Origin of the sequence: Microbacterium sp. zg-Y625 (assembly GCF_030246925.1) — a bacterium.
In the GTDB taxonomy this organism is placed as follows: Bacteria; Actinomycetota; Actinomycetes; order Actinomycetales; family Microbacteriaceae; genus Microbacterium; species Microbacterium jiangjiandongii.
On sequence record NZ_CP126740.1, the window covers coordinates 3,105,280 to 3,125,503 of the forward strand.

19 protein-coding genes, 1 tRNA gene and 1 pseudogene are annotated in these 20,224 nt (G+C 69.2%); 8 read left to right on the top strand and 13 right to left on the bottom strand.

What is annotated here, in order from left to right; translation table 11 throughout:
• Window positions 1-6: 6 nt before the first annotated feature.
• Window positions 7-645, bottom strand: coding sequence for a nucleotide exchange factor GrpE (locus tag QNO14_RS14490; protein ID WP_257506441.1), 639 nt, complete (start codon window positions 643-645; stop codon window positions 7-9).
• 11 nt (window positions 646-656) lie between these two features.
• Complete coding sequence (dnaK, locus tag QNO14_RS14495; RefSeq protein ID WP_257494490.1) at window positions 657-2,525, bottom strand: molecular chaperone DnaK; 1,869 nt, start codon at window positions 2,523-2,525, stop codon at window positions 657-659.
• Between the two features lie 406 nt (window positions 2,526-2,931).
• Between dnaK and QNO14_RS14500 the strand changes: the two genes are divergently transcribed.
• From QNO14_RS14500 to QNO14_RS14520, 5 genes are all read left to right on the top strand, one after another.
• Window positions 2,932-3,531: an alternate-type signal peptide domain-containing protein gene (locus tag QNO14_RS14500; RefSeq protein ID WP_257506440.1), complete on the top strand. Its 600-nt coding sequence runs from the start codon at window positions 2,932-2,934 to the stop codon at window positions 3,529-3,531.
• A 69-nt stretch (window positions 3,532-3,600) separates the two neighbouring features.
• A complete protein-coding gene (locus tag QNO14_RS14505) occupies window positions 3,601-4,185 on the top strand; it encodes a hypothetical protein (protein WP_257506439.1) in 585 nt (194 codons plus the stop codon).
• Window positions 4,182-5,102 (top strand): hypothetical protein, encoded by a 921-nt coding sequence (locus QNO14_RS14510; RefSeq protein WP_257506438.1) that lies wholly within the window; start codon window positions 4,182-4,184, stop codon window positions 5,100-5,102. The genes QNO14_RS14505 and QNO14_RS14510 overlap by 4 nt, the downstream gene beginning before the upstream one ends.
• Window positions 5,099-5,719 carry a signal peptidase I gene (locus QNO14_RS14515; protein WP_257506437.1) on the top strand — a complete coding sequence of 207 codons (621 nt, stop codon included), beginning with the start codon at window positions 5,099-5,101 and terminating at the stop codon, window positions 5,717-5,719. Before QNO14_RS14510 ends, QNO14_RS14515 begins: the two co-directional genes overlap by 4 nt.
• 74 nt (window positions 5,720-5,793) lie before the next feature.
• Complete coding sequence (locus QNO14_RS14520) at window positions 5,794-7,200, top strand: MFS transporter (RefSeq protein ID WP_257506436.1); 1,407 nt, start codon at window positions 5,794-5,796, stop codon at window positions 7,198-7,200.
• Between the two features lie 43 nt (window positions 7,201-7,243).
• On the opposite strand, the gene QNO14_RS14525 is transcribed toward QNO14_RS14520, so the two are convergent.
• Together QNO14_RS14525 and dcd are read right to left on the bottom strand one after the other, a co-directional pair.
• Window positions 7,244-8,968 carry a BCCT family transporter gene (locus QNO14_RS14525; protein ID WP_374113981.1) on the bottom strand — a complete coding sequence of 575 codons (1,725 nt, stop codon included), beginning with the start codon at window positions 8,966-8,968 and terminating at the stop codon, window positions 7,244-7,246.
• 98 nt (window positions 8,969-9,066) lie between these two features.
• Window positions 9,067-9,672 carry a dCTP deaminase gene (gene dcd, locus QNO14_RS14530; protein WP_257494496.1) on the bottom strand — a complete coding sequence of 202 codons (606 nt, stop codon included), beginning with the start codon at window positions 9,670-9,672 and terminating at the stop codon, window positions 9,067-9,069.
• Window positions 9,673-9,743: 71 nt separating this feature from the next.
• Between dcd and QNO14_RS14535 the strand changes: the two genes are divergently transcribed.
• Window positions 9,744-9,817, top strand: a tRNA-Gly gene (locus QNO14_RS14535).
• Window positions 9,818-9,972: 155 nt separating this feature from the next.
• On the opposite strand, the gene QNO14_RS14540 is transcribed toward QNO14_RS14535, so the two are convergent.
• Entirely contained in the window at window positions 9,973-10,149 is a 177-nt protein-coding gene (locus QNO14_RS14540; protein ID WP_257506435.1) for a hypothetical protein, read from the bottom strand.
• A 183-nt stretch (window positions 10,150-10,332) separates the two neighbouring features.
• Here QNO14_RS14540 and QNO14_RS14545 point away from each other — a divergent pair, with 183 nt between their 5' ends.
• Window positions 10,333-10,464, top strand: a complete 132-nt coding sequence (locus QNO14_RS14545) for a hypothetical protein (RefSeq protein WP_257506434.1) — start codon at window positions 10,333-10,335, stop codon at window positions 10,462-10,464.
• Window positions 10,465-10,489: 25 nt separating this feature from the next.
• Here QNO14_RS14545 and QNO14_RS14550 read toward each other — a convergent pair whose 3' ends face one another.
• Together QNO14_RS14550 and QNO14_RS14555 are read right to left on the bottom strand one after the other, a co-directional pair.
• The gene (locus QNO14_RS14550; RefSeq protein WP_257506433.1) at window positions 10,490-11,755 is read right to left on the bottom strand and encodes an endo-1,4-beta-xylanase; all 1,266 of its coding nucleotides are present in this window, start codon (window positions 11,753-11,755) and stop codon (window positions 10,490-10,492) included.
• Window positions 11,756-12,059: 304 nt separating this feature from the next.
• Window positions 12,060-12,629 carry a TetR/AcrR family transcriptional regulator gene (locus tag QNO14_RS14555; RefSeq protein ID WP_257506432.1) on the bottom strand — a complete coding sequence of 190 codons (570 nt, stop codon included), beginning with the start codon at window positions 12,627-12,629 and terminating at the stop codon, window positions 12,060-12,062.
• A gap of 149 nt (window positions 12,630-12,778) precedes the next feature.
• Between QNO14_RS14555 and QNO14_RS14560 the strand changes: the two are divergent.
• Window positions 12,779-13,261, top strand: a pseudogene (locus QNO14_RS14560) (CPBP family glutamic-type intramembrane protease); the annotation flags it as partial.
• Window positions 13,262-13,345: 84 nt separating this feature from the next.
• Here the strand turns inward: QNO14_RS14560 and QNO14_RS14565 are convergent.
• From QNO14_RS14565 to QNO14_RS14590, 6 genes are read right to left on the bottom strand one after another with little or no spacing between them, the layout of a single operon-like run.
• Window positions 13,346-14,197, bottom strand: a complete 852-nt coding sequence (locus QNO14_RS14565; protein WP_257506431.1) for an HpcH/HpaI aldolase/citrate lyase family protein — start codon at window positions 14,195-14,197, stop codon at window positions 13,346-13,348.
• 4 nt (window positions 14,198-14,201) lie between these two features.
• Window positions 14,202-15,614, bottom strand: a complete 1,413-nt coding sequence (locus tag QNO14_RS14570; RefSeq protein WP_257506430.1) for an NAD-dependent succinate-semialdehyde dehydrogenase — start codon at window positions 15,612-15,614, stop codon at window positions 14,202-14,204.
• A gap of 51 nt (window positions 15,615-15,665) precedes the next feature.
• Window positions 15,666-16,685 (bottom strand): zinc-binding dehydrogenase, encoded by a 1,020-nt coding sequence (locus QNO14_RS14575; RefSeq protein ID WP_257494504.1) that lies wholly within the window; start codon window positions 16,683-16,685, stop codon window positions 15,666-15,668.
• A 43-nt stretch (window positions 16,686-16,728) separates the two neighbouring features.
• Window positions 16,729-18,195, bottom strand: a complete 1,467-nt coding sequence (locus QNO14_RS14580; RefSeq protein WP_257494505.1) for an aldehyde dehydrogenase family protein — start codon at window positions 18,193-18,195, stop codon at window positions 16,729-16,731.
• A gap of 56 nt (window positions 18,196-18,251) precedes the next feature.
• Window positions 18,252-19,190: an ABC transporter permease gene (locus QNO14_RS14585; RefSeq protein ID WP_257494506.1), complete on the bottom strand. Its 939-nt coding sequence runs from the start codon at window positions 19,188-19,190 to the stop codon at window positions 18,252-18,254.
• 19 nt (window positions 19,191-19,209) lie between these two features.
• Window positions 19,210-20,217, bottom strand: a complete 1,008-nt coding sequence (locus QNO14_RS14590) for an ABC transporter permease (RefSeq protein WP_257494507.1) — start codon at window positions 20,215-20,217, stop codon at window positions 19,210-19,212.
• Window positions 20,218-20,224: the final 7 nt, after the last annotated feature.

The window sequence follows — 20,224 nt, forward strand, 5'->3', positions numbered from 1 at the left end:
GCCGCCCTACTCGGCCGGGACGGCGACGACGACCTTCGCCGGGCGCAGCTCGGTGATCCCCAGCCGGTACCCCACCTCGACGACCTCGAGGATCGTCGGGGTTTCGGTGCCGGGCGTCGGGGCCTGGAAGATCGCCTCGTGCTGCTGCGGGTCGAACGCGTCGCCGGCGGCGCCGTAGCGCTCGACTCCCAGCTTCGCCACGATACCGCGCAGCTTGTCGGCGATGGCGGCCAACGGCGCGCCCTCGACCAGGTCCCCGTGCTTCTCGGCACGGTCGAGGTCGTCGAGCACGGGCAGCAGGCTGCGCGCCACCGAGCCGCGGGCTCGCTCCACCTCCACGTCGCGCTGCTCCTCGGTGCGGCGCCGGTAGTTGGCGTACTCCGCCTGCACCCGCTTGAGGTCCACGAGCAGGTCCGGCTCGTCGCCCTTCACCGCACCCGCACCCGCATCCGCGTCGGCGCCGGCGGCCTCGTCCGACTGCACGGCCGCGAGGATGTCGTCGATGGTCAGTTCCGCTTCGCCCTCGCTGTCAGCTGCGGATGCCGCAGCCTCGGCCCCGTGCGAGTCGGGGTCGGAGGCTCGCGCCTCCGACCCCTCGTCACCGGGGACCTCGTCGATGGGCTCTTCGAAGTCCTTGTCCGTCATGTCTTGATTCTCTACTTCTTCTCGTCCTCGTCGTCCACGACCTCGGCGTCGATGACGTCCTCCTCGGGGTTCGGCACCTCGCCGTTGCCCGGGTCGGTCGCCGCCGGGTCGGGGTTCTGACCCTGGGCCTGGCTCGACGCGTAGATCGCCTCGCCCAGCTTGCCCTGCGACTGGCTGAGCTTGTCGAACGCCGTCTTGACCGCGTCGTCGTCGTCACCGGCGAGAGCCGTCTTCAGCGCGTCGACGTCGGCCTGCACGTCGGACTTGACCTCGGCGGGCAGCTTGTCGTCGTTGTCCTTGATCAGCTTGTCGACGGAGTACGCGAGCGTCTCGGCCTGGTTGCGGGTCTCGGCGGACTCGCGGCGCTTCTTGTCCTCGGCGGCGTGCTCCTCGGCCTCGCGCACCATGCGGTCGATGTCCTCCTTGGGCAGCGACGAGCCACCCGTGATGGTCATCGACTGCTCCTTGCCGGTGCCCTTGTCCTTGGCGGACACGTGCACGATGCCGTTGGCGTCGATGTCGAAGGTGACCTCGACCTGCGGGATGCCGCGCGGAGCGGGCGCGATGCCGGTGAGCTCGAAGGTGCCCAGCGGCTTGTTGTCGCGGGTGAACTCGCGCTCGCCCTGGAAGACCTGGATCGCCACCGACGGCTGGTTGTCGTCGGCCGTGGTGAAGGTCTCGCTGCGCTTGGTCGGAATGGCCGTGTTGCGCTCGATGAGCTTGGTCATGATGCCGCCCTTGGTCTCGATGCCGAGGCTCAGGGGGGTCACGTCGATGAGCAGCACGTCCTTGCGCTCACCCTTGAGGACACCTGCCTGCAGGGCCGCGCCGACGGCGACGACCTCGTCCGGGTTGACGCCCTTGTTGGGCTCCTTGCCGGTCTCCTGCTTGACGAGCTCCGACACGGCGGGCATGCGGGTGGAGCCACCCACGAGCACGACGTGGTCGATGTCGCCGACCTTGATGCCGGCTTCGCGGATGACGTCCTCGAAGGGCTTCTTGGTGCGGTCCAGCAGGTCCTTGGTGAGGTCCTCGAACTTCGCGCGGGTGATGGTCTCCGACAGCGACACCGGGCCCGAGTCCGTCAGGGACAGGTACGGCAGGTTGATCGAGGTCGAGGTGGAGCTGGAGAGCTCCTTCTTGGCCTGCTCGGCGGCTTCCTTCAGACGCTGGAGGGCGATCTTGTCGCCGGAGACGTCGACACCGGTGGTGTCCTTGAACTGCTTGATGAGGTACTCGACGAGACGCTGGTCCCAGTCGTCACCGCCGAGGCGGTTGTCGCCGGCGGTCGAGCGCACCTGAATGGTCGAGAAGTCGTCGTCCTTGCCCACTTCGAGCAGCGAGACGTCGAACGTGCCACCACCGAGGTCGAAGACGAGGATCAGCTCGTCCTCCTTGCCGCGGTCCAGGCCATAGGCGAGGGCGGCGGCGGTGGGCTCGTTGATGATGCGCAGGACGTTGAGGCCCGCGATCTCGCCGGCCTCCTTGGTGGCCTGGCGCTCGGCGTCGTTGAAGTACGCGGGGACCGTGATGACGGCATCCGTCACCGCGTCACCCAGGTACTGCTCGGCGTCGCGCTTCAGCTTCTGCAGAATGCGCGCCGAGATCTCCTGCGGCGTGTAGGCCTTGCCGTCGATCGACTGGGTCTTCCAGTCGGTGCCCATGTGGCGCTTGACGGAGGTCAGGGTGCGGTCGACGTTGGTGACGGCCTGGCGCTTGGCGGTCTCACCGACGAGCACCTCACCGTCTTTGGTGAAGGCCACGACCGACGGGGTCGTGCGGAAGCCTTCCGCGTTCGCGATGACCTTGGGCTCGCCGCCCTCGAGGACGCTGACGACCGAGTTGGTCGTGCCGAGGTCGATTCCGACTGCACGTGCCATGTGTTTCTCCTTCGTGTGGAACAGAAAAGTCTGGGGCGGCCCGAACCTGAGCCGCGATGACTCAAGGGTACGCGGCGACCCCATCGATGTCAATTGAACTTGAGCCGTGAGGTATCAAGTTTGGAGTTTTGAGTCGCGCGGGACGCTGCACGAAACTCCGCCGGACGCGCGGCGCGGGCGTGTTTCTTGCGTTTTTCTTGAGGGTTCCTTGCCCATCGGTCGTCGGCGGCCGTCGCCTCAGCATCCGTTGCCCCGATCTTGCGCCATCCCTCTCGCTTCCCCCGCAGGCGCTTGCGGTCGGGGGCGAAGACTGTGGTTGTCGCCACGAACGCTGCGGACGGACCACCCGGTCCGACTCACCCGGCCCTCGAAGACGCGGCCACAAGCCTCGAAGAAGGAATACGACATGAACAAGATCACCAAGGCCTCGATCGCCACCGCTGCCGGTGTCGCCCTGCTCCTCGGAGGCGCGGGCACCTTCGCCAGCTGGAACGCCATCGCCACCCACACCCCGCAGGACGTCGTCGTCGCCGGCAACCTCAAGGTGACCAGCGACGACCAGGGCGGCACGTGGACGGCCAACGGAGCGGCCACCCCGATCGACATCGCCGGCTACGCCGTGTCGCCCGGTGACGTGCTCACCTACACCAAGACCATGCAGATCGAGGCCGAGGGCGACAGCCTGGAGGCCCAGCTGGCGCTGACCGGCGGCTCGATCGCCCCCGTCAAAGCGGATAACACCGACCAGCAATTCGCCAACGACGTGCTCGCCGGCCTGCTCAACGCCGAGGCAAAACTCGCCGTCGCGACCGAGGACAAGCGCATCACCGACAACCGCGACGGTTCCTTCACCGTCACCCCCGGTGGCGGTGTCATCAGCGAGGACGTCACCGTCACGGTCACGATCGCGTTCCCGAACGGCGCCGCCGGCGCGGACAACGCGGCGATGAACGGCTCCGTGGACCTCAGCGCCATGACCGTGTCCCTCACGCAGGCCACCGACTGAATACCCGGGCTCGCCGCACGGCGAGCCCACCCCGGCCGCTGACCCACCACTGAAGTCCTGAGGAACCCGATGTCCCGACGCAGCGCACGCCACGCCGCCCGACGCGCACAGCGTCGCGCCGCGGCCCCGGCACGCATGCTGAAGGCAGCGCTCGGGACGGCCGGTGTCATCGTGCTCGGCATCCTCGCCGGCGGGGGGACGTATGCCGCATGGTCGGTGAGCGCCCCCGCCGCCGCGGCGACGACCCTGCAGGCCGGCTCGGCCGGCCTGCAGGTCACCGACCCCGGGCTGACCGCCTCGGGCCTGTACCCCGGTCGCGCCGCACACGGCGCGACCGACGTGCGCAACACGGGCACGGTGCCACTCGCGCTCGCCTTCCAGGCGACGACGAGCGCAGCGCCGAACGCCTTCACCACCGCCCTGCGGGTGACCGTCGCCCCGCTCTCCGCGTCGGGCCGCTGCGACGCCGCCGTCACGCCGATGACCACCGTCGCCCTGGGTGCCGCCCCCGCCAGCGCCGGAACCCTCGCGCCGGGCGCGACCCAGCGCGTGTGCCTCGGGCTGACGCTCCCCGCAGACGCCCCCGCGGCCGCGGCCGGCGCCGCGGCATCCACCCTCACCCTGACCGTCTCCGGAACGCAGGTTCAGCCGTGACCCGCCGCCGCCTCGGCCCCATCGCCGCCCTGGTCACCCTCGCGGTGCTGGGTGGCTCCGGCGTGGCCGTGGCCGCCTGGTCGGCCAGTGCATCCCTCACCGCCACCGCGTCCGCCGCGACTCCGGCCACGACGATCGCCCAGGGCGGCGCGCTCACCACGACGTACCAGTACACCGGGACATCGTCGACAGCCGTCTCGGGCTCGCTCTCGATCAAGAACACCGGCGGCACACCGCTGTCGTACAGCCTCGCCACCGATCTGACCGGCAGCCCCGCACTGGCTCAGAAGACCACGCTCACGTTGTGGACCGGCAACTGCGCAGGCGCCGTTCCCGCCGATGCGGTCAAGACCACGCTGGCCAACCCCGCGCCCGCCCTTCCCGCCGCCGCACGCTCGCTCGCCTCCGGGGCCAGCGTGGTCGTCTGCGTCGCGACCCGCATCGAAGGGCGCGACAGCGCCACCAGCAACGCCGCGCTGCAGGGCCAGAGCGTCACGGCCGCGTTCCGCGTAACCGGAGCGGTGGGGACCAGCTGGACCGCGACGGCCACGACCGGCACCGTGACCCAGAGCGTCTACCAGCTGGCCGCCGCCGGCGCGGTGACGTGCAAGAAGGACAGCGTGTTCGGCTTCCCGGCAGTGGAACTCACCTGGAACGCACCGGTCAACCGTCCCGCCGGCGCCGAGATCACCTACGAGGTCGTGGACACCACCACCGACAGCGTGCTCAAGGTCGTCCGCGCCTCCGGCGCCGCAGCGGCGGTCACCATCGAAGGCAAGCACCTCGACGGCAACGGCGCCCACGCCATCGCGATCCGCGCGAAGGAAGGGGCCTACGGAACCACCGCGCTCCTGAGCGCCACCGTCGCGGTGGAGCGCTCCGGCACGCTGTTGATCTCACGGGCCGACTGCGCATGACGGTGACCGCCCCCTCGCCCCTCCCGGCCGAGCTCGACTCCCGCCGCACCTACCGTGCCGCGCAGACGCGCGACCGCAGCCTGCTGCAGCAGGTCGGCGTGTCGCTCAGCGCATCGCTGCTGATCCTTCTCCTCGGCATCGCCGTTGCTGTCGTGGGCCTTCCCGCAGTCGTCGGGGGAACCGCCATGACCGTGCTGACCCAGTCGATGGAGCCGCGGCTACCCCCGGGCTCCCTCGTCGTGATCAAGCCGACACCGGTCGACGACATCGCGGTGGGCGACGTGATCACCTACCAGATCCGCTCCGGCGAAGCCGCGGTGGTGAGCCACCGCGTGGTGTCCAAGACGTACGCCGATGGCGAGCTCACCTTCATCACGAAGGGCGACAACAACGCCGCCGTCGATCCCGAACCCGTGCAGGCGGTGCAGATCCGCGGGACCCTCTGGTACAGCCTGCCCCTGCTGGGCTGGGTCAACAACGCGCTGCGTGGCTCCGACCGCACCGTGGTGCTGGCGGTCGCCGCCGGAGGGCTGTTCCTCTACGCCGCGGGTTCGGTCGGCTCTGTCGTCCGCGAGAAGCGCCGAGCGCGGACGGCCGACGCGGCTGCCGCGATCTGAGCGGCATCCCGGATCCGACACACCGTGCACCGTGCCGCCGCGCGCAGGCCCCCGCGTCACGATAATGTGCGCGGATGAGCACCCCGCCCGGCGAGGCCCCTCACCTGCCCGCCACCGCTGACACCGACGCGCTGCCCGTGATGGGCCTCGGCCTTCGACGCGACACCCCCGCACCGCGCAAGACGCTGCTGGCGTGGGCGCTGTGGGACTGGGCGGCGCAGCCGTTCAACACGGTGATCCTCACCTTCATCTTCACCGCGCTGTACCTCACGACCGACGCGTTCCTCCCCGCCGACATCGCGGCCCTCCCCGACGACGACCGGGTGAAAGAAGTCGCCGAGGCGGGACTGGCCGCGGGGCTCGGCTGGGGCACCACGATCGCGGGGCTGCTGATCCTGGCGCTCGCCCCCGTGCTGGGCCAGCAGGCCGATGCGGCCGGACGCCAGAAGCTGTGGCTCGGAATCGGCACCGGCGGGCTCGTCATGAGCATGGCGCTGCTGTGGTTCGTGGAGCCGGCCCCCGCGCTGTTCTGGCTGGGCGTCGCGCTCATCTCCGCCGGCACCGTGTTCAGCGAGATCGCCGGCGTCAATTACAACGCCATGCTCATCGGCATCGCGACGCCGCGAAACATCGGGCGCATCTCGGGTCTCGGCTGGGGCTTCGGCTACCTGGGTGGCATCGTGGCCCTGATCCTCGTCGTCGTCTTCTACATGTCGGACTGGTTCGGCCTGAGCGAGGACGGTGGACTGCCCTTCCGCATCATCGCGGTGGGCTGCGCCCTGTGGACCCTCGCCTTCTCGATCCCGATCTTCCTGAGCGTGCCGGAGCCGTCGGCCGGCCGACCCGAGCGACGCGTCGGCCTGCTGCGCGGTTATGGCCTGCTCGTGCGCGACGTCATCGCCCTGTACCGCTCGCCGCAGTCGCGACCGACGTTCTGGTTCCTGCTGTCCAGCGCGGTCTTCCGCGACGGACTGAGCGGCGTGTTCACGTTCGGCGCCATCATCGCCGGCAGCGTCTTCGGGTTCGAGTTCCTCGACCTCGTGATCTTCGGCATCGCGGCGAACCTCATCGCCGGCGTGTCGACCCTCATCGTCGGGCGGTTCGACGACCTCTTCGGCCCCAAGACGGTCATCCTGTGGTCACTGGGCGCGATGGTGCTCATGGCCACCGCGGTCTTCGTGCTGGTGGATGCCGGAACCATCGTCTTCTGGATCGGCGGCCTGGCCCTGTGCGCCTGCGTCGGCCCGGCGCAGTCGGCATCGCGCTCCTTCCTCGCCCGCCTCACCCCTGCTGGACGCGAGGGGGAGATCTTCGGCCTGTACGCCACGACCGGCCGCGCTGCGGGGTGGATGACGTCCCTGCTCTGGGCGACCCTGATCACCCTCACCGGGGTCACGGCCTTCGGCATCCTCGGCATCGCCTGCGTGCTGCTGCTGGGATTCGTGCTGCTGCTGCCCGTGAAGGCACCGCCCCGCACCTGATGAGAACGCAGGCGCTCAGCGCCCGCCGCTCAGCGCCCGCCGCTCAGCGCCCGCGGGGTCGGCTGAACCGCCGTGTCCATCCGGGCGGGCGGACGCCCTCCTCGTTGGGCAGCTCGACCTCCAGGCCGTAGTGCTCGCCGATGCGCTCGACGAACTGCTCGCGCCGCGCGTGCTCGTAGGCGTTGCGCTCCCGGCGGAACGCCACGACCAGCGACCAGCAGATCAGCAGCATGACCACGCTGAACGGAAGGGCGATGATGATCGCCGCCGTCTGCAGCGCCACGAGTCCGCCCGCCACCAGCAGGGCGACGGCCAGGACGGCGGTGATGAGGGTGAAGCCCACGCGCACCGGCTTGCTGGGCTCGGGGTTGCCGCCGCTCGCGATCATGCCCATCACCAGCGCGCCCGAGTCGGCTGACGTGACGAAGAAGAGCGCGATGAGCACCAGCGCCCCGATCGTCAGGAGCAGGGGTGCCGGCAGGTACTGGAACAGCTGGAAGAGGGAGCCCTCGATGTCGACCGAGCCGTCGGCATCCGTCATGGCGCCGGGGTTCGCCGTCTCGATCTGCACCGCAGAACCGCCCAGCACCGCGAACCACAGGATGCCGAGCAGCGTCGGGACGATCAGCACGCCCATGACGAACTCGCGCACCGTGCGTCCGCGGCTGACGCGCGCGATGAAGATGCCCACGAACGGCGCCCACGAGATCCACCAGCCCCAGTAGAAGGCGGTCCAGGCCGCCTGCCACTCCTGGCCCGCGGCGCCCTGGAAGGCGCTCACGCTGAAGCTCAGACCGACGAAGTTCTGCAGATAGGCGCCGATCGACTGCACCCACTCCCGCAGCAGATAGAAGGTGTCACCGGCGAACAGGACGAACAGCAGCAGTGCCGCCGCGAGCATGAGGTTCGTGGTCGACAGCCATTTCATTCCCCGGGTGACTCCGGAGAGCACCGAGAACAGCACCGCCGCGGTGATCACCGCGATGATGATGATCTGCTCGAAGATGCCGGGATTCTCGATGAGCCCGGCCGCCGACAGGCCCGAGCTGATCTGCAGCACGCCGAGACCGAGGCTCGTCGCGACGCCGAAGAGCGTTCCGACCAGCGCGACGGTGTCGATCGCGTCGCCCCACCCGCCGCGCACCCGGCGTCCCGCGATGGGCTCGAGCGCCCAGCGGATCGACAGCGGTCGGCCGCGACGGTGGATCGCGTAGGCGAGCGCCAGGCCGACGACGACGTAGATGGCCCAGGCCTGCACGCCCCAGTGCAGGTACGTCTGCGTGAGTGCGGCCTGGCTCAGCTGGGCGGTCGTGCCGTCGACGCCGGGCTTGGGGTCGACGAAGTGACTGAGCGGCTCGCTCACGCCGTAGAACACCAGCCCGATCCCCATGCCCGCTGCGAACAGCAGCGAGAACCAGGCGGGCGTGGAGAACTCCGGCTTGTCGTCGTCGCGGCCGAGGCGGATGTCGCCGAACCGGCTGAAGCCGAGGAAGAGGCAGAAGGCGACGAAGAACGCCGTGATTGCGACGTAGTACCAGCTGAACGCGTCGACGATCGCGCCCTGGATCGTGCCGAAGAAGACCTCCGCCTGGGCCGGGAAGAAGATCGCGAAGGCGCTGAACACGAGTGTCACCGCGGCGGCGGGGCCGATGACCCACGGGCGCGCGCGGAAGCGGGGCGCCTTCTCGGGATCGGCCGGGGCGGTGGTGGCCGGCGCCGCGGGGCCGCTGTTCTCGGGCGTGCTGATCGAGGTCGTGTCGGGGCTCACCGCCGACACGCTAACGAAGCGGGCGCCGAGATGCGCGCGGTTGCACGGCCGGCGGGGAATGTGGCAGGGCGGGGATCCGCGGCGACCCACCCGCGGCGTCAGGCGCCGATCGACCCCAGGTTGCTGGCGCCGACGTCGGTGCGGTGGAAGTTCAGCGACGACCGCGATGCCGTCGGGCCGCGCTGACCCTGGTAGCGGTTTCCGTAAGGGCCCGAACCGTACGGGTTCTCCGCCGCGGAGGACAGGCGGAAGAAGCAGAGCTGGCCGATCTTCATCCCTGGCCACAGCTTGATCGGCAGGGTCGCGACGTTCGACAGCTCCAGCGTCACGTGCCCGGTGAAGCCGGGGTCGATGAAGCCGGCCGTGGAGTGCGTGAGCAGGCCGAGCCGGCCGAGCGAGGACTTGCCCTCCAAGCGGGCGGCGACGTCGTCGGGCAGGGTCACCTGCTCGAACGTCGCCCCGAGGGCGAATTCGCCGGGATGCAGGATGAACGGTTCGTTCGGGTCGACCTCGATGAGGCGCGTCAGCTCGGGCTGGTCCTCGGCGGGATCGATGAAGGGGTACTTGTGGTTGTCGAACAACCGGAAGTAGCGGTCGAGCCGCACGTCGACGCTCGAGGGCTGCACCATCTCGGGCATCCAGGGCTCCAGGCCGATACGGCCTTCGTCGATCTCGAGTCGGATGTCGCGGTCGCTCAGCAGCACGCGCCCAGCCTATCGGCGCGAGCACGCAGTTGCCTTTGCTAAGCTGACCCCGCGTCGCCTTGGCGATGCATGGGGCTGTAGTTCAATGGCAGAACTTCTGCTTCCCAAGCAGATAGCGCGGGTTCGATTCCCGTCAGCCCCTCCAATGTGACTTCTCAGGCGAGTTGAGACTTTCTCACCTCACCCTGAATTCGTCCGGTGAGGGGCGCGTTCACCCGCTCCGTCGTGGATCCCTCTCGATGGCAGCGTCCCTGAGTGATGCCAGCAGCTGCTCGTGGCGGCCGCTGTCGAAGGTGATGGTCACGGTCCGGGCTTCGGGTCGTCCTTCGTGGGGCGCGGGCGCCGGGCGAACGGCCCCGGTTCGTCGTCATCGTGATCATGGTTGGCTGCCCACACCGCAAACGGGGGTATGTCGAGGATGAGTGCGACGAACGTGCCCCACCAGTTCGAGTCGCCCGCGGTCTTCTTCTTCGACACATCCGCTCCTTCACTGCCGGTCGCGTGCACATCCCGCCCGTGGAACGGACGACAGCGACGGTCGGTCCATTCGAGTCGCCAGGTCTATGCACTATTCCTAGGGCATCCGCACCAGCACGCGCCACCATCACTTCCGGGGCGTGGGCGCCGGAGGGACCGGTCGCGAGGTCGTGGTTCGGAGGCGTGCTGGCGGTGCTGCTGGTCACTCGGCCGATCGTGATGACGCTGGCCTACGCCATGCTGACGGTGTTCCTGTGTGGCCTGACAGCTATACCGTCGAACGCCAACCGTCAGGATCTGCGCACGCGCAGCTGATTCGCCCGGGCGTTACCGGGGCGGCTCAACCCGCCACGACCTCGACCGTGCCGGCATCCTCCGTCAGGGCGACGTCGACGGCATCCTGCCCGACGTGCACGCGATAGCTGCCGGCATACCCCGCCACGTCGACGACACCGTCGGCGTCGGCGGTGACCGGCGTCGCGGCCAGCCACCACTCGTCGCGGATCAGTCCGCGGAGGGCATCGAACGAGGGCTTTCGCGAACCGTCCGCGCGCAGCAGCCCCACCGGGGCGCCGAGCCACGAGCCGTGGTCGGTGATGCCCCAGTACGTGAGCGACTCGACGGCGGGGTGGGCGAAGACCGTGCGGTAGTGGCGCACGATCTCGTCGGCTTGCCGCGCCTCACCCTCCGGCGTCGAGGGCCACTCGTCGACGACGTAGTCGTTGAGGTCCTCGATGTGCGGCGGCATCAGGTCGCCGGACAGAAGCGTCGTCTCGGTCAGCTGCAGCGGCAGCCCGAACCGGGCGAACCGCTCCATCACCTCCCACACGCCTTCCTCGCCGCGGTACCCCTGGTGCATGTGGGTCTGCAGCCCGAGGGCGTCGATCTCGATACCCGCCTCCAGGCACTCCGAGATGAGCCGCTCGTAGTCCTCCGACAGGTCGAAGTCATTGAGGACGAGCCGCGCGGCGGGATTGGCGGCGCGGGCCTCCTCGAAGGCCAGCGCGATCATGCCCAGCCGGCCCTTGCGCTGCGCGAGTCGTGTCACGGCATTGGCCTCGGCGGTGAAGACCGGGAGGATGACCGCCTCGTTGATGGCATCCCACAGGTTGATGACGCCGGCGAATCCGGTCACGATGTCGCGGATGCGTGCGCGGAGAGCGGCCTCGACCTCGTCGTCGTCGAGGGCGAGCAACCACGGCGGGGTGAGGGTGTGCCACACCAGGGGATGCCCCTTGACCGTGACGCCGCGCTCGCCGAACCATTCGGCGGTCCGCCGAAGTCGCAGGCTCTCGGTGCGGCCGCGCACCGGCTCGTATCCCCGCCAGTAGAACGGCAGCGTGACGGAGTTGAACAGCTCCACAAAGTCCGCTGCCAGACGCTGGGGGTCCGGCGGCAGCGCGCCGCCGAAGAACTCGATCTCCCGTCCGTCGGGTGACTCGGGTGCGCCGCCGATCCATTCCACGAAGTCGAATCCGATGTTGCCGAACCCGAACGCGTGGGCGGTCTGCTCCACCGTGGCGGCGGCACCGGCGAGAGGACGACCGGAGCCGTCGACCAGACGGACCCGGCCGCTCACGCGGCGAGCGCGCGGGTCAGGCAGCACGGGAGCATCCCTCCACACGCGTTCCGGGGGCACCGGGGTACCGGGTCGGGAATGTGCTCTCGGCGCTGAGGTCCATCCCCCCATACTGCCGTGCCGGTCGCGACGTCGTCATGGTGATTCCGGGGAATCAGCGGAACCGCCGGTGCTCAGCGAACGGACACGGCGTGCTCGATGAAACGGCGAACGCACGGCCGAAGCTCTCGTCACGGTGGTTGGCCACGACCTCCGCCATCGCCCGGCCGGGCCGGCCGGGTATCCTGGCCCCCAGGAGAGGAAGGTGCCGCCCCGACACGATGTGACGCGGTCACCCACGGAGGTGGGCGAGGTACCGGTCCAGGGCGCCAGCCACGCGTTCAGCGGTGAAGGTATCTGGGTCGCTGACGGCATTGACCGCGAGCCCGTCGGTGAACGCCCGCAGGCACAGCGCTTCCTGCCCGATGTCGGAGTGCGGCGCGAACACGCGGGCGGTCGCCTCGCACAGGTGGCCGAGCCCCGCGTTGATGTCGTGGACCACCGCTCGCAGCGCGGTGGTGCGGGCGGTGGCAGTCACCGCGAGCCACACGTGGGCTTCCGTGCGCCGCGTGGCATCCAAGGGCAGGGCCTGCAGCCACGCCTGCCGGATGTCTCCCTGCGCGCTGCCGGTGGCATCGAGCGCCGCGAGCCGTGCGACCTGATCGTCGCGGACCATCGCGATGGTCGCAGCGAGCATCTGATCGCTACTGGGAAAGTAGTGGCGCAGCGTCGAGGGCTGCATGTCCGCCTCGGCCGCCACCGAACGAACCGACACCGCGTGGATGCCGTCCCGCTCGATCAGACGCGCCACTGCGCGCGTGATCGCCAGCTGTCGCGCGTCGTGGTCGACGATCTTCGGCATCCACTCGCCTCCTCCCGGACTCGGACTCGGACTCCGCTATTCTCGCACGACTGTGCGATAATAAACATCTCAAACCGGAAGGCCCTCCGTTGCGCAACCTCACGCCCCGTCGACTGACGGGATGGCTGATCGTCGGCACGACCGCAGGAATGGCGATCCCCCTCACCCTGTGGTGGCTGCGGGATCCGGAGTGGTTCGTCTCGGACCTGCTGGGATTCAGCTCGGAGGCCGCGACGATCCCCTGGGGCTGGGCGGCAGCCACCCTCGTGGTGATCGGGTACGTCCTCTACACGTTGTGGGCGGTGCCTTTCGTCCGGCACCACGCCACACGGCTATCGGGGCTGAAGCTCCTCGCGATCCCGCTGGCGCTGGTCACAGGAACCCTCGAAGAGCTGCTGTTCCGAAAGTTCCTGATGGACGGGCTCGATCAGCTCGGCGCCGGCGTTGTGCTGCAGGTGATCGGCGCGGCGATCGCCTTCGGGCTGGCTCACTCGGTGTGGGTGATGTTCTCCCGCGATGCCACGATCATCGTTCCCGTCATCGCGGCCACGACCGCCCTGGGCGCGGCGCTGGGGGCGACCTACCTGCTCTCGGACCGGATCGCGCTGCCGGTCATCGTGGCGCACATCGTCATCAACCTGGTCATCGAGCCGTGGCTGCTGCTGAGCGCGGTCAACGGCGCGTGGAGGCGATCAAGCGCGATTTCCGGGCCGGCGTCAGTCGACGCTCAGGCGGAAGGCGAGGGCGAGCTCTTCAATACGTCGTGCTCGTCCAAGCCGGGGCAGGTCACTGCCGTCGCGGACCACGCCGCCCCGCTCGTCGAAGTCGGCGAGGAACCCCCGCGCCCAGGCCACGTCGGACCGGGACGGGCTGAACGACTCGTTCACGACACTCGCCTGCTCCGGGAAGAGGCAGAGCTTGCCCGTCATCCCGTGGGAAACCCCGACCGCTGACTGCTCCCGCAGCAGCGAAAGCCCCGGAGTGACGGTGGGACCGTCGATGGGACCGGGGAGCCCCCCGATACGGGACGCGACGACAAGCCGCGACCGAGGGTATGCCATCGCCAGATCGTCCGCGCTCGCGCCGGTGTCGCGCCGATAGTCGCCGCTGCCGAACGCCAGGCGCATGACACCCTCCGCACGCGCGATGGCGACCGCCTCTTCGATCCCCAGCGCGGACTCGATGAGCGCGACGACGGGAACGGTGCGCCCGAGCGCCACGAAGGTCTCCGTGGCGGCGGCCGCCGATTCGACCTTCGCGAGGACGACCCCGCGGAGCCCCGGGGAGCCACGCAACTCCGCGACGTCGTCATCCCAGTGCGGGCTCTCGCGACAGTTGATGCGCACCCAGGCGCTGTTGGCCGACAGCCAGGCCACGACGTCGCGCCGAGCGGCATCCTTGAAGGAGGGGTCAACGGCATCCTCGATATCGAGGATCACTTCGTCCGCATCGCCCTCGGCCGCGGGGGCGAACCGCTCGACGTCTCGCGCCGAGACGAGAAGCCACGAGCGGGCGAGATCGCTGGTCAGGGACGGGGTGGGGCACGTCCCGACGGAAGGGGCGGTCATCGGTTCACTCGCCGATCTTCTCTGCGGCAACCGGAGCGGCATTCGTCGCAGGCCCGATCCACACCGTCTTGATGTTGACGAACTCGCGCAGACCGTAGTCGCCCAGCTCACGGCCGTACCCCGACGCCTTGATGCCGCCGAAGGGCAGACGGGCGTCCGAGACGACCATGCCGTTCACGAATACGGCGCCCGCGTCGATCCGACGCGTCAGGGTGCGCGCGAGCTCCAGGTCCTGCGTCCACAGCGAGGCACCGAGCCCGAACTCCGTGTCGTTCGCCAGCTCGACGGCGTGCTCGACGTCGCGCGCGCGGATGATGGCGGCGACGGGACCGAACGTCTCCTCCTCGAAGGCGGTATCCCCCGGCTCGACGTGGTCGATGATCGTCGGCGGATAGAAGTAGCCCGGGCCTTCCAGGGGCGCGCCGCCGAGCTTGAGAACCGCGCGTCCGTCCGCGAGAGTGCGGAGCACCTGGTCATGGAGCTCATCACGGAGGTCGCCGCGCGCCAGGGGGCCGATGTGGGTGTCGCCCTCACGCGGATCGCCGACCTTCAGCGCGGACGCATGCTCCACGAAAGCGGCGACGAACTCGTCGGCCACCGGCTCCTCCACGATGAACCGCTTCGCGTTGACGCAGCTCTGACCGACGTTCGTGAAGCGCGCCTTGACAGCCACCCGGGCGGCCTCCGCGATGTCTGCGCCGGCGAGGACGATGAAGGGGTCGGATCCGCCCAGCTCGAGCACCTGCTTCTTCAGTGCCTTGCCCGCCTGAGAGGCGACGATCCTGCCCACCTGCGTGGACCCGGTGAGCGTCACCGCAGCGATGCGGTCGTCCTCGATGAGCCCGGCGACGCGGTGCGACTCGATCAGCACCGTGGTGCAGAGCCCCTCGGGAGCGCCGGCCTTGCGCACGATCTCCTCGACGGCGAGCGCCGCCTCGGGCACGTTGTTGGCGTGTTTGAGGAACGGAGCGTTACCTGCTGCCAGGGCGGGGGCTGCGAAGCGGAAGAACTGCCAGAACGGGTAGTTCCACGGCATGATCGCGAGTACGACACCGAGCGGGTCGAACACCACCCCGCTTTCGCTCGCGTTCGACGCGATGCGCTCATCGGCGAGGAACTTCGGAGCCTGCTCGGCGTAGTAGTCCAGCGTGACGGCGCACTTCTCGATCTCGGCGCGGGCTTCGGTGATGGGCTTGCCCATCTCACGCGTGATGATCTGCGCGTACTCCTCCGCGCCCTCTCGCAGCACCTCGGCGATGCGGGTGAGAAGTGCGGTGCGCTCCTCGACAGGAGTGCGACGCCAGGCGCGCTGCGCGGTGACCGCCGCGGTGAGCTTCTGCTCGACCTGTTCGGCCGTGTGGAGCTCGAAGGTGGCGATGGCCTCTTCCGTTGCCGGGTTGACCGACGTGATGACCATGAATGTGCCTTTCTCGGGGCGGGCGTCAGAGCAGGGGGGACGCGAGCAGGCTCACGCGTCGAACACGATCATCGGCTTGCCGATGGCCCCGCCCGCGAACTCGCGGTAGGCCCGCCCGCCCTCGCTCAGGGGATAGCGCGTGCTGATGAGCGCGTCGAGGTCCACGCGGTTGTCGACCATGAAGCGGGCGATCTCGATCTGCTCGGCCTTCGTGAATGTCCAGGATCCGTAGATGGTGAGCACCTTGCGGATCACCTCTCCGCGGATGTCGATGCGGCTCGGCGCACCGTTGCCGATGTAGCTGCACCGCCCGAAGTAGGCGAGCACCTCGAGCGCCTGCTGGCGCGCGACCTCCGCACCCGAGGTCTCGAGGGATGCCGACGCGCCGCGGCCCCCGGTGACCTCCGCGATCGCCGCGACGACGTCGGTCTCGATCGGATTGATCGTCACATCGGCGCCGAGCTCACGGGCGAAGTCGAGACGCTCCGCAGAGATGTCCACGGCGATGACCCGCGCGCCCATCGCCTTCGCGCTCACGACACCGCTGACGCCGACCGGGCCCTGCCCGAAGACGGCGACGGTGTCGCGACCCGAGATGTCCATCTTCTTCAGGCCGTTCCACGCCGTGCCGGTGCCGCAGGCGATGGCCGCACCAGCCTCGAACGAGAGCTCCTCAGGCAGGTGCACGAGCGTCCGCGCCGGCACCGCGATGAACTCGGCGTGTCCGCCGTGAGCACCGGTGCCGTAGGTCACCCGGTCGTTCGGGCAGGCCTGCTCGAATCCGAGCGCACAGACCTCGCAGAACCCGCAGCCGGCGTAGTGGTGCACCATGACGCGGTCGCCGACCCGAAGTCCCGGCGGCACCCCGGGGCCGAGCTCGACGACCTCACCGGCCGGTTCGTGGCCCGGGATGATCCCCTTGCTGCCGGCTTCGTCCCGGTACCGCGGCAGATCGCTGCCGCAGACGCCGGACGCCCGCACTCGGACGACGGCCTCGCCGGCGCCGGCCTGGGGATCCGGGAAGTCCCGGACCTCCACCGCTTCGCCGCCGGTGAACACCAGACCCTTCATCGGTTCCTCCTCAGACGCATCCCGTCAACGCCCCGCCCGCCGGTCATGCGTGGGCCGCGAACGTCGTCGTGACCGACTTCTCGCGGGTGTAGCTGATGATTTCCTCGAGGCACGACTCCTTGCCCAGCCCGCTGAGCTTGAAGCCGCCGACGGGGATGCCGCGATCCTTGCGACCCGACTCGTTGATCCACACGAATCCGGCATCCACCTTCGAGACGATGCGGTGGGCCCGGCTCAGGTCGTTGGTCCAGATGCGCGCGGTGAGACCGAACTCGGTGGCGTTGATCTGCTCGATCATCTCGTCCTCGTCGCTCCAGCGGCAGACCGCCATCACCGGGCCGAAGACCTCGTTGTGGAACAGGCGCATGTCGGGCGTGACGCCATCGAAGACGGTCGGAGCGATGAAGTACCCCTCGTCCCGACCCTCGGGGCGGCCGCCGCCGAAGACGAGCCGTGCACCGTCTTCGCGGGCCTGATCGATGTGGGTGAGCACCCGGTCGAAGTGCGCCTCGAACGCGACAGGACCCATCTCGGTGCCCTCCTCGCGGGGGTCTCCGATCTCGATGCCGCGGACGATCTGCTCGAGCTCCGCGACGAACTCGTCGGCGATGCTCTCGTGCACGAACACGCGCGAGTTCGACTGGCACGACTGCCCCATGGTCTTGCGCATGTTCATGCCGTTGATCGCTTCGCGAGCGGCGAGCTGGGGGTCCATGTCGTCGCAGATGATCATGGGGTTCTTGCCGCCGAGCTCCAGCGTGACGTGCTTGATGTGCTCGGCGCCCGCGCGCATGACAGCCTGACCGGCGGGGACGCTGCCGATGAACCCGATGCGCGGGATCTTCGGGTGCGACGAGATGGCGTGGCCGACCTCGATGCCGGTTCCGGTGAGCACGTTGAGGACGCCGGCGGGGAACAGGTCGCCGACGAGCTCCGCGAGGGCGAGCGGCCCGAGCGGCGCCTGGTCGGGCGCCTTGAGGATCACGGCGTTGCCGGCGGCCAGCGGTGCGGCGACCTTGGCCGCGGCGAAGTTGAAGGGGTGGTTGAAGGGGATGATGCGCCCGACCACTCCGTAGGGCTCGCGCAGCGTGTAGGCGAGTCCGCCGGCGGGAGCGGGGATCGTGGTGCCCTTCACTTCGCCGGCGATGCCCGCGAAGTACTCGATCTCGTCGGCCGCGCGCAGCACGTCGCGGCGTGCGGCGGAGATCGGGATGCCGGCGTTCTCGACGTCGATGAGGCAGAGGCGCTCCACGTCGTCGCGGATGCGCTGGGCCATCTCGCGCAGCACGGCGGCCCGCGCGGTCCACGAGAGCGCACGCCACTCGGCGGCCCCCCGCTGCGCGGCGCGGACGGCGTCGTCGACGTCGCCTGCCGTTGCCGCGGTCACTCGCGCGATCTCGCGCCCGGTCGTCGGGTCGAACGTCGCCATCGGCGGGTTCCCGCCGCGCCCATGGGTCCATTCGCCACCCACGTACATCGGTCGTACGTCGGATGCTGACAGATCGGTCATTCCCACTCCTTTGATGAAAGAACTTCGAAATTCGTCGACGCCGGGGCGCGCACGCCTCACGGCAGTGCGATCTCCTGCGAGACCTGGGCGCGCGAGCTGTTCCGCGGGTCGAACACATCGCGGAACCACTCGCCGATGACGTTCACCGACATCACCAGGGCGAAGATCGCGATGCCGGGGATGGTCGCCAGCCACCAGGACGAGCCGATGTAGGCGCGGCCGTCGGACAGCATGCCGCCCCACGTCGCCTCACCCCCGGTCACGCCGAGGCCGAGGAACGACAGCGACGCCTCCATCAGGATGATCGCGCCCAGCTCCAGCGACGACAGCACCAGGATCGACGGCAGCAGGTTGGGCAGCAGGTGCTTCACGACGATCTTCGTCGGCGAGACGCCCAGCGCCCGCGCCGAGAGCACGTACTCCCGCTCCCGCAGCGACATCGCCTCACCGCGGATCGGCCGGGCGAAGACGACCCAGGCCACCAGGACGAGCGCAATGATCAGCTTGTCGAGCCCTCCGCCGAGGGCCGCGACGAGGGCGATCGCCAGGATCAGGAACGGGAACGCCAGCCAGATGTCGGTGATCCGCATCATGACCGCGTCGAACCGACCCCCGACGTACCCGCTGATCACGCCGATCCCGACACCCAGCACGACGCCGAAGATGAGCACCACGAACCCGATGATGAGGGTGATGCGCGCTCCCCCGATCAGACCCGACAGGATGTCGCGGCCCAGGTGATCGGTGCCGAGCAGGTGGCCCTCGCTTCCCGGCGGGGCGAAGCGGTTGGACAGGTTCTGCGCGCCGTAGTCGTAGGGGGTGATCCACTCACCGAAGATGCCCACGAACAGGAACACGAGCATGATGAGCATCGGCACCGCCACGAAGATCGGCGGGCGGGCACGCTTGCGCTTGGCGAGCCGCGTCGTGACCACGCCCGTTGCCGGGCCGCGTGCATCGAACTCGGTACGCGGAACGTAGATGGATGATGTCATTTCTCTCTCCGATTCCGCTTCACTTCGCGTACTGCACGCGCGGATCGAGCCACCCTTGGGCGACGTCGGCGAGCAGGTTGCAGAGGATCACCATGATCGTGGCGACGAGCACGGCACCCTGGACCACCGGGTAGTCGCGGGCGCTGATCGCCTCGACCAGGAGCGCTCCGAGCCCGGGCCAGCTGAACACGACCTCGATGACGAGGGTGCCGCCGAGCAGGGTGCCGAGCTTCGAGCCGAAGACGATCACCGTCGTCGGCAGCGCGTTGCGCAGCATGTGCATGATGACCCTGCCGTCGGAGATGCCGCGGGCACGGAGGGCGTCCACGAAGTCCTGGTTCTTCACCTCGAGCAGGCTGGCGCGCAGAAGCCGGGTGAGCATCGCCGCCGCGGACGTGCCGAGGGTGATCGCCGGCAGCACCAGGTGCCGGAGGTTCGACCAGACGGCTTCCGGGGATCCCGCGATGATCGAGTCCACGATGGGCAGGTAGGTCACGACCGGCACGTTGTACGAGGACCCCATGATCCCCCCGGTGGGGAAGATCGGGAAGGCGACGCAGAGCAGCAGGATCAGCATGATGCCCTGCCAGAACGTGGGCATCGAGACCCCGAACATGCTGCCGACGGTGCCGAGGCGGTCCCAGACGCTGTTCTGCTTGAGCGCCGAGATGAGCGCGAGCGGCAGCGCGATGAGGACGGCCACGATCATTCCCGCGATCGTCAGCTGCAGCGTCGCGCCGAGCCCTTCCATCAGGGCCGTGGACACCGGGATTCGCTGGGTGATCGAGATGCCGAGGTCACCCCGGATGGCCTGGAGGATGAAGGTCGCGTACTGCAGCGGCAGAGGCTGGTCCAGTCCCATCTCCGCCCGCAGGAGCGCCCGCTGCTCCGCAGTGGCCCCCTCCTCCGCCGCAAGGAGATCGACCGGATCCCCCGGCAGCACGCGCACGAGGAGGAACACCATGATGGATGCGCCGAACAGAACCAGCAGCGCCTGTGCGACTCTGCGTCCGATGAAGCCGATCATGCCGTCG

What these genes read in the sequence shown, in the direction of transcription:
- QNO14_RS14490 (WP_257506441.1), bottom strand. Translation starts at nt 645, where the DNA reads ATGACGGACAAGGACTTCGAAGAGCCCATCGACGAGGTCCCCGGTGAC.
- dnaK (WP_257494490.1), bottom strand. Translation starts at nt 2,525, where the DNA reads ATGGCACGTGCAGTCGGAATCGACCTCGGCACGACCAACTCGGTCGTC.
- QNO14_RS14500 (WP_257506440.1), top strand. Translation starts at nt 2,932, where the DNA reads ATGAACAAGATCACCAAGGCCTCGATCGCCACCGCTGCCGGTGTCGCC.
- QNO14_RS14505 (WP_257506439.1), top strand. Translation starts at nt 3,601, where the DNA reads ATGTCCCGACGCAGCGCACGCCACGCCGCCCGACGCGCACAGCGTCGC.
- QNO14_RS14515 (WP_257506437.1), top strand. Translation starts at nt 5,099, where the DNA reads ATGACGGTGACCGCCCCCTCGCCCCTCCCGGCCGAGCTCGACTCCCGC.
- QNO14_RS14520 (WP_257506436.1), top strand. Translation starts at nt 5,794, where the DNA reads ATGAGCACCCCGCCCGGCGAGGCCCCTCACCTGCCCGCCACCGCTGAC.
- QNO14_RS14555 (WP_257506432.1), bottom strand. Translation starts at nt 12,629, where the DNA reads ATGCCGAAGATCGTCGACCACGACGCGCGACAGCTGGCGATCACGCGC.
- QNO14_RS14565 (WP_257506431.1), bottom strand. Translation starts at nt 14,197, where the DNA reads ATGACCGCCCCTTCCGTCGGGACGTGCCCCACCCCGTCCCTGACCAGC.
- QNO14_RS14570 (WP_257506430.1), bottom strand. Translation starts at nt 15,614, where the DNA reads ATGGTCATCACGTCGGTCAACCCGGCAACGGAAGAGGCCATCGCCACC.
- QNO14_RS14575 (WP_257494504.1), bottom strand. Translation starts at nt 16,685, where the DNA reads ATGAAGGGTCTGGTGTTCACCGGCGGCGAAGCGGTGGAGGTCCGGGAC.
- QNO14_RS14580 (WP_257494505.1), bottom strand. Translation starts at nt 18,195, where the DNA reads ATGACCGATCTGTCAGCATCCGACGTACGACCGATGTACGTGGGTGGC.
- QNO14_RS14585 (WP_257494506.1), bottom strand. Translation starts at nt 19,190, where the DNA reads ATGACATCATCCATCTACGTTCCGCGTACCGAGTTCGATGCACGCGGC.
- QNO14_RS14590 (WP_257494507.1), bottom strand. Translation starts at nt 20,217, where the DNA reads ATGATCGGCTTCATCGGACGCAGAGTCGCACAGGCGCTGCTGGTTCTG.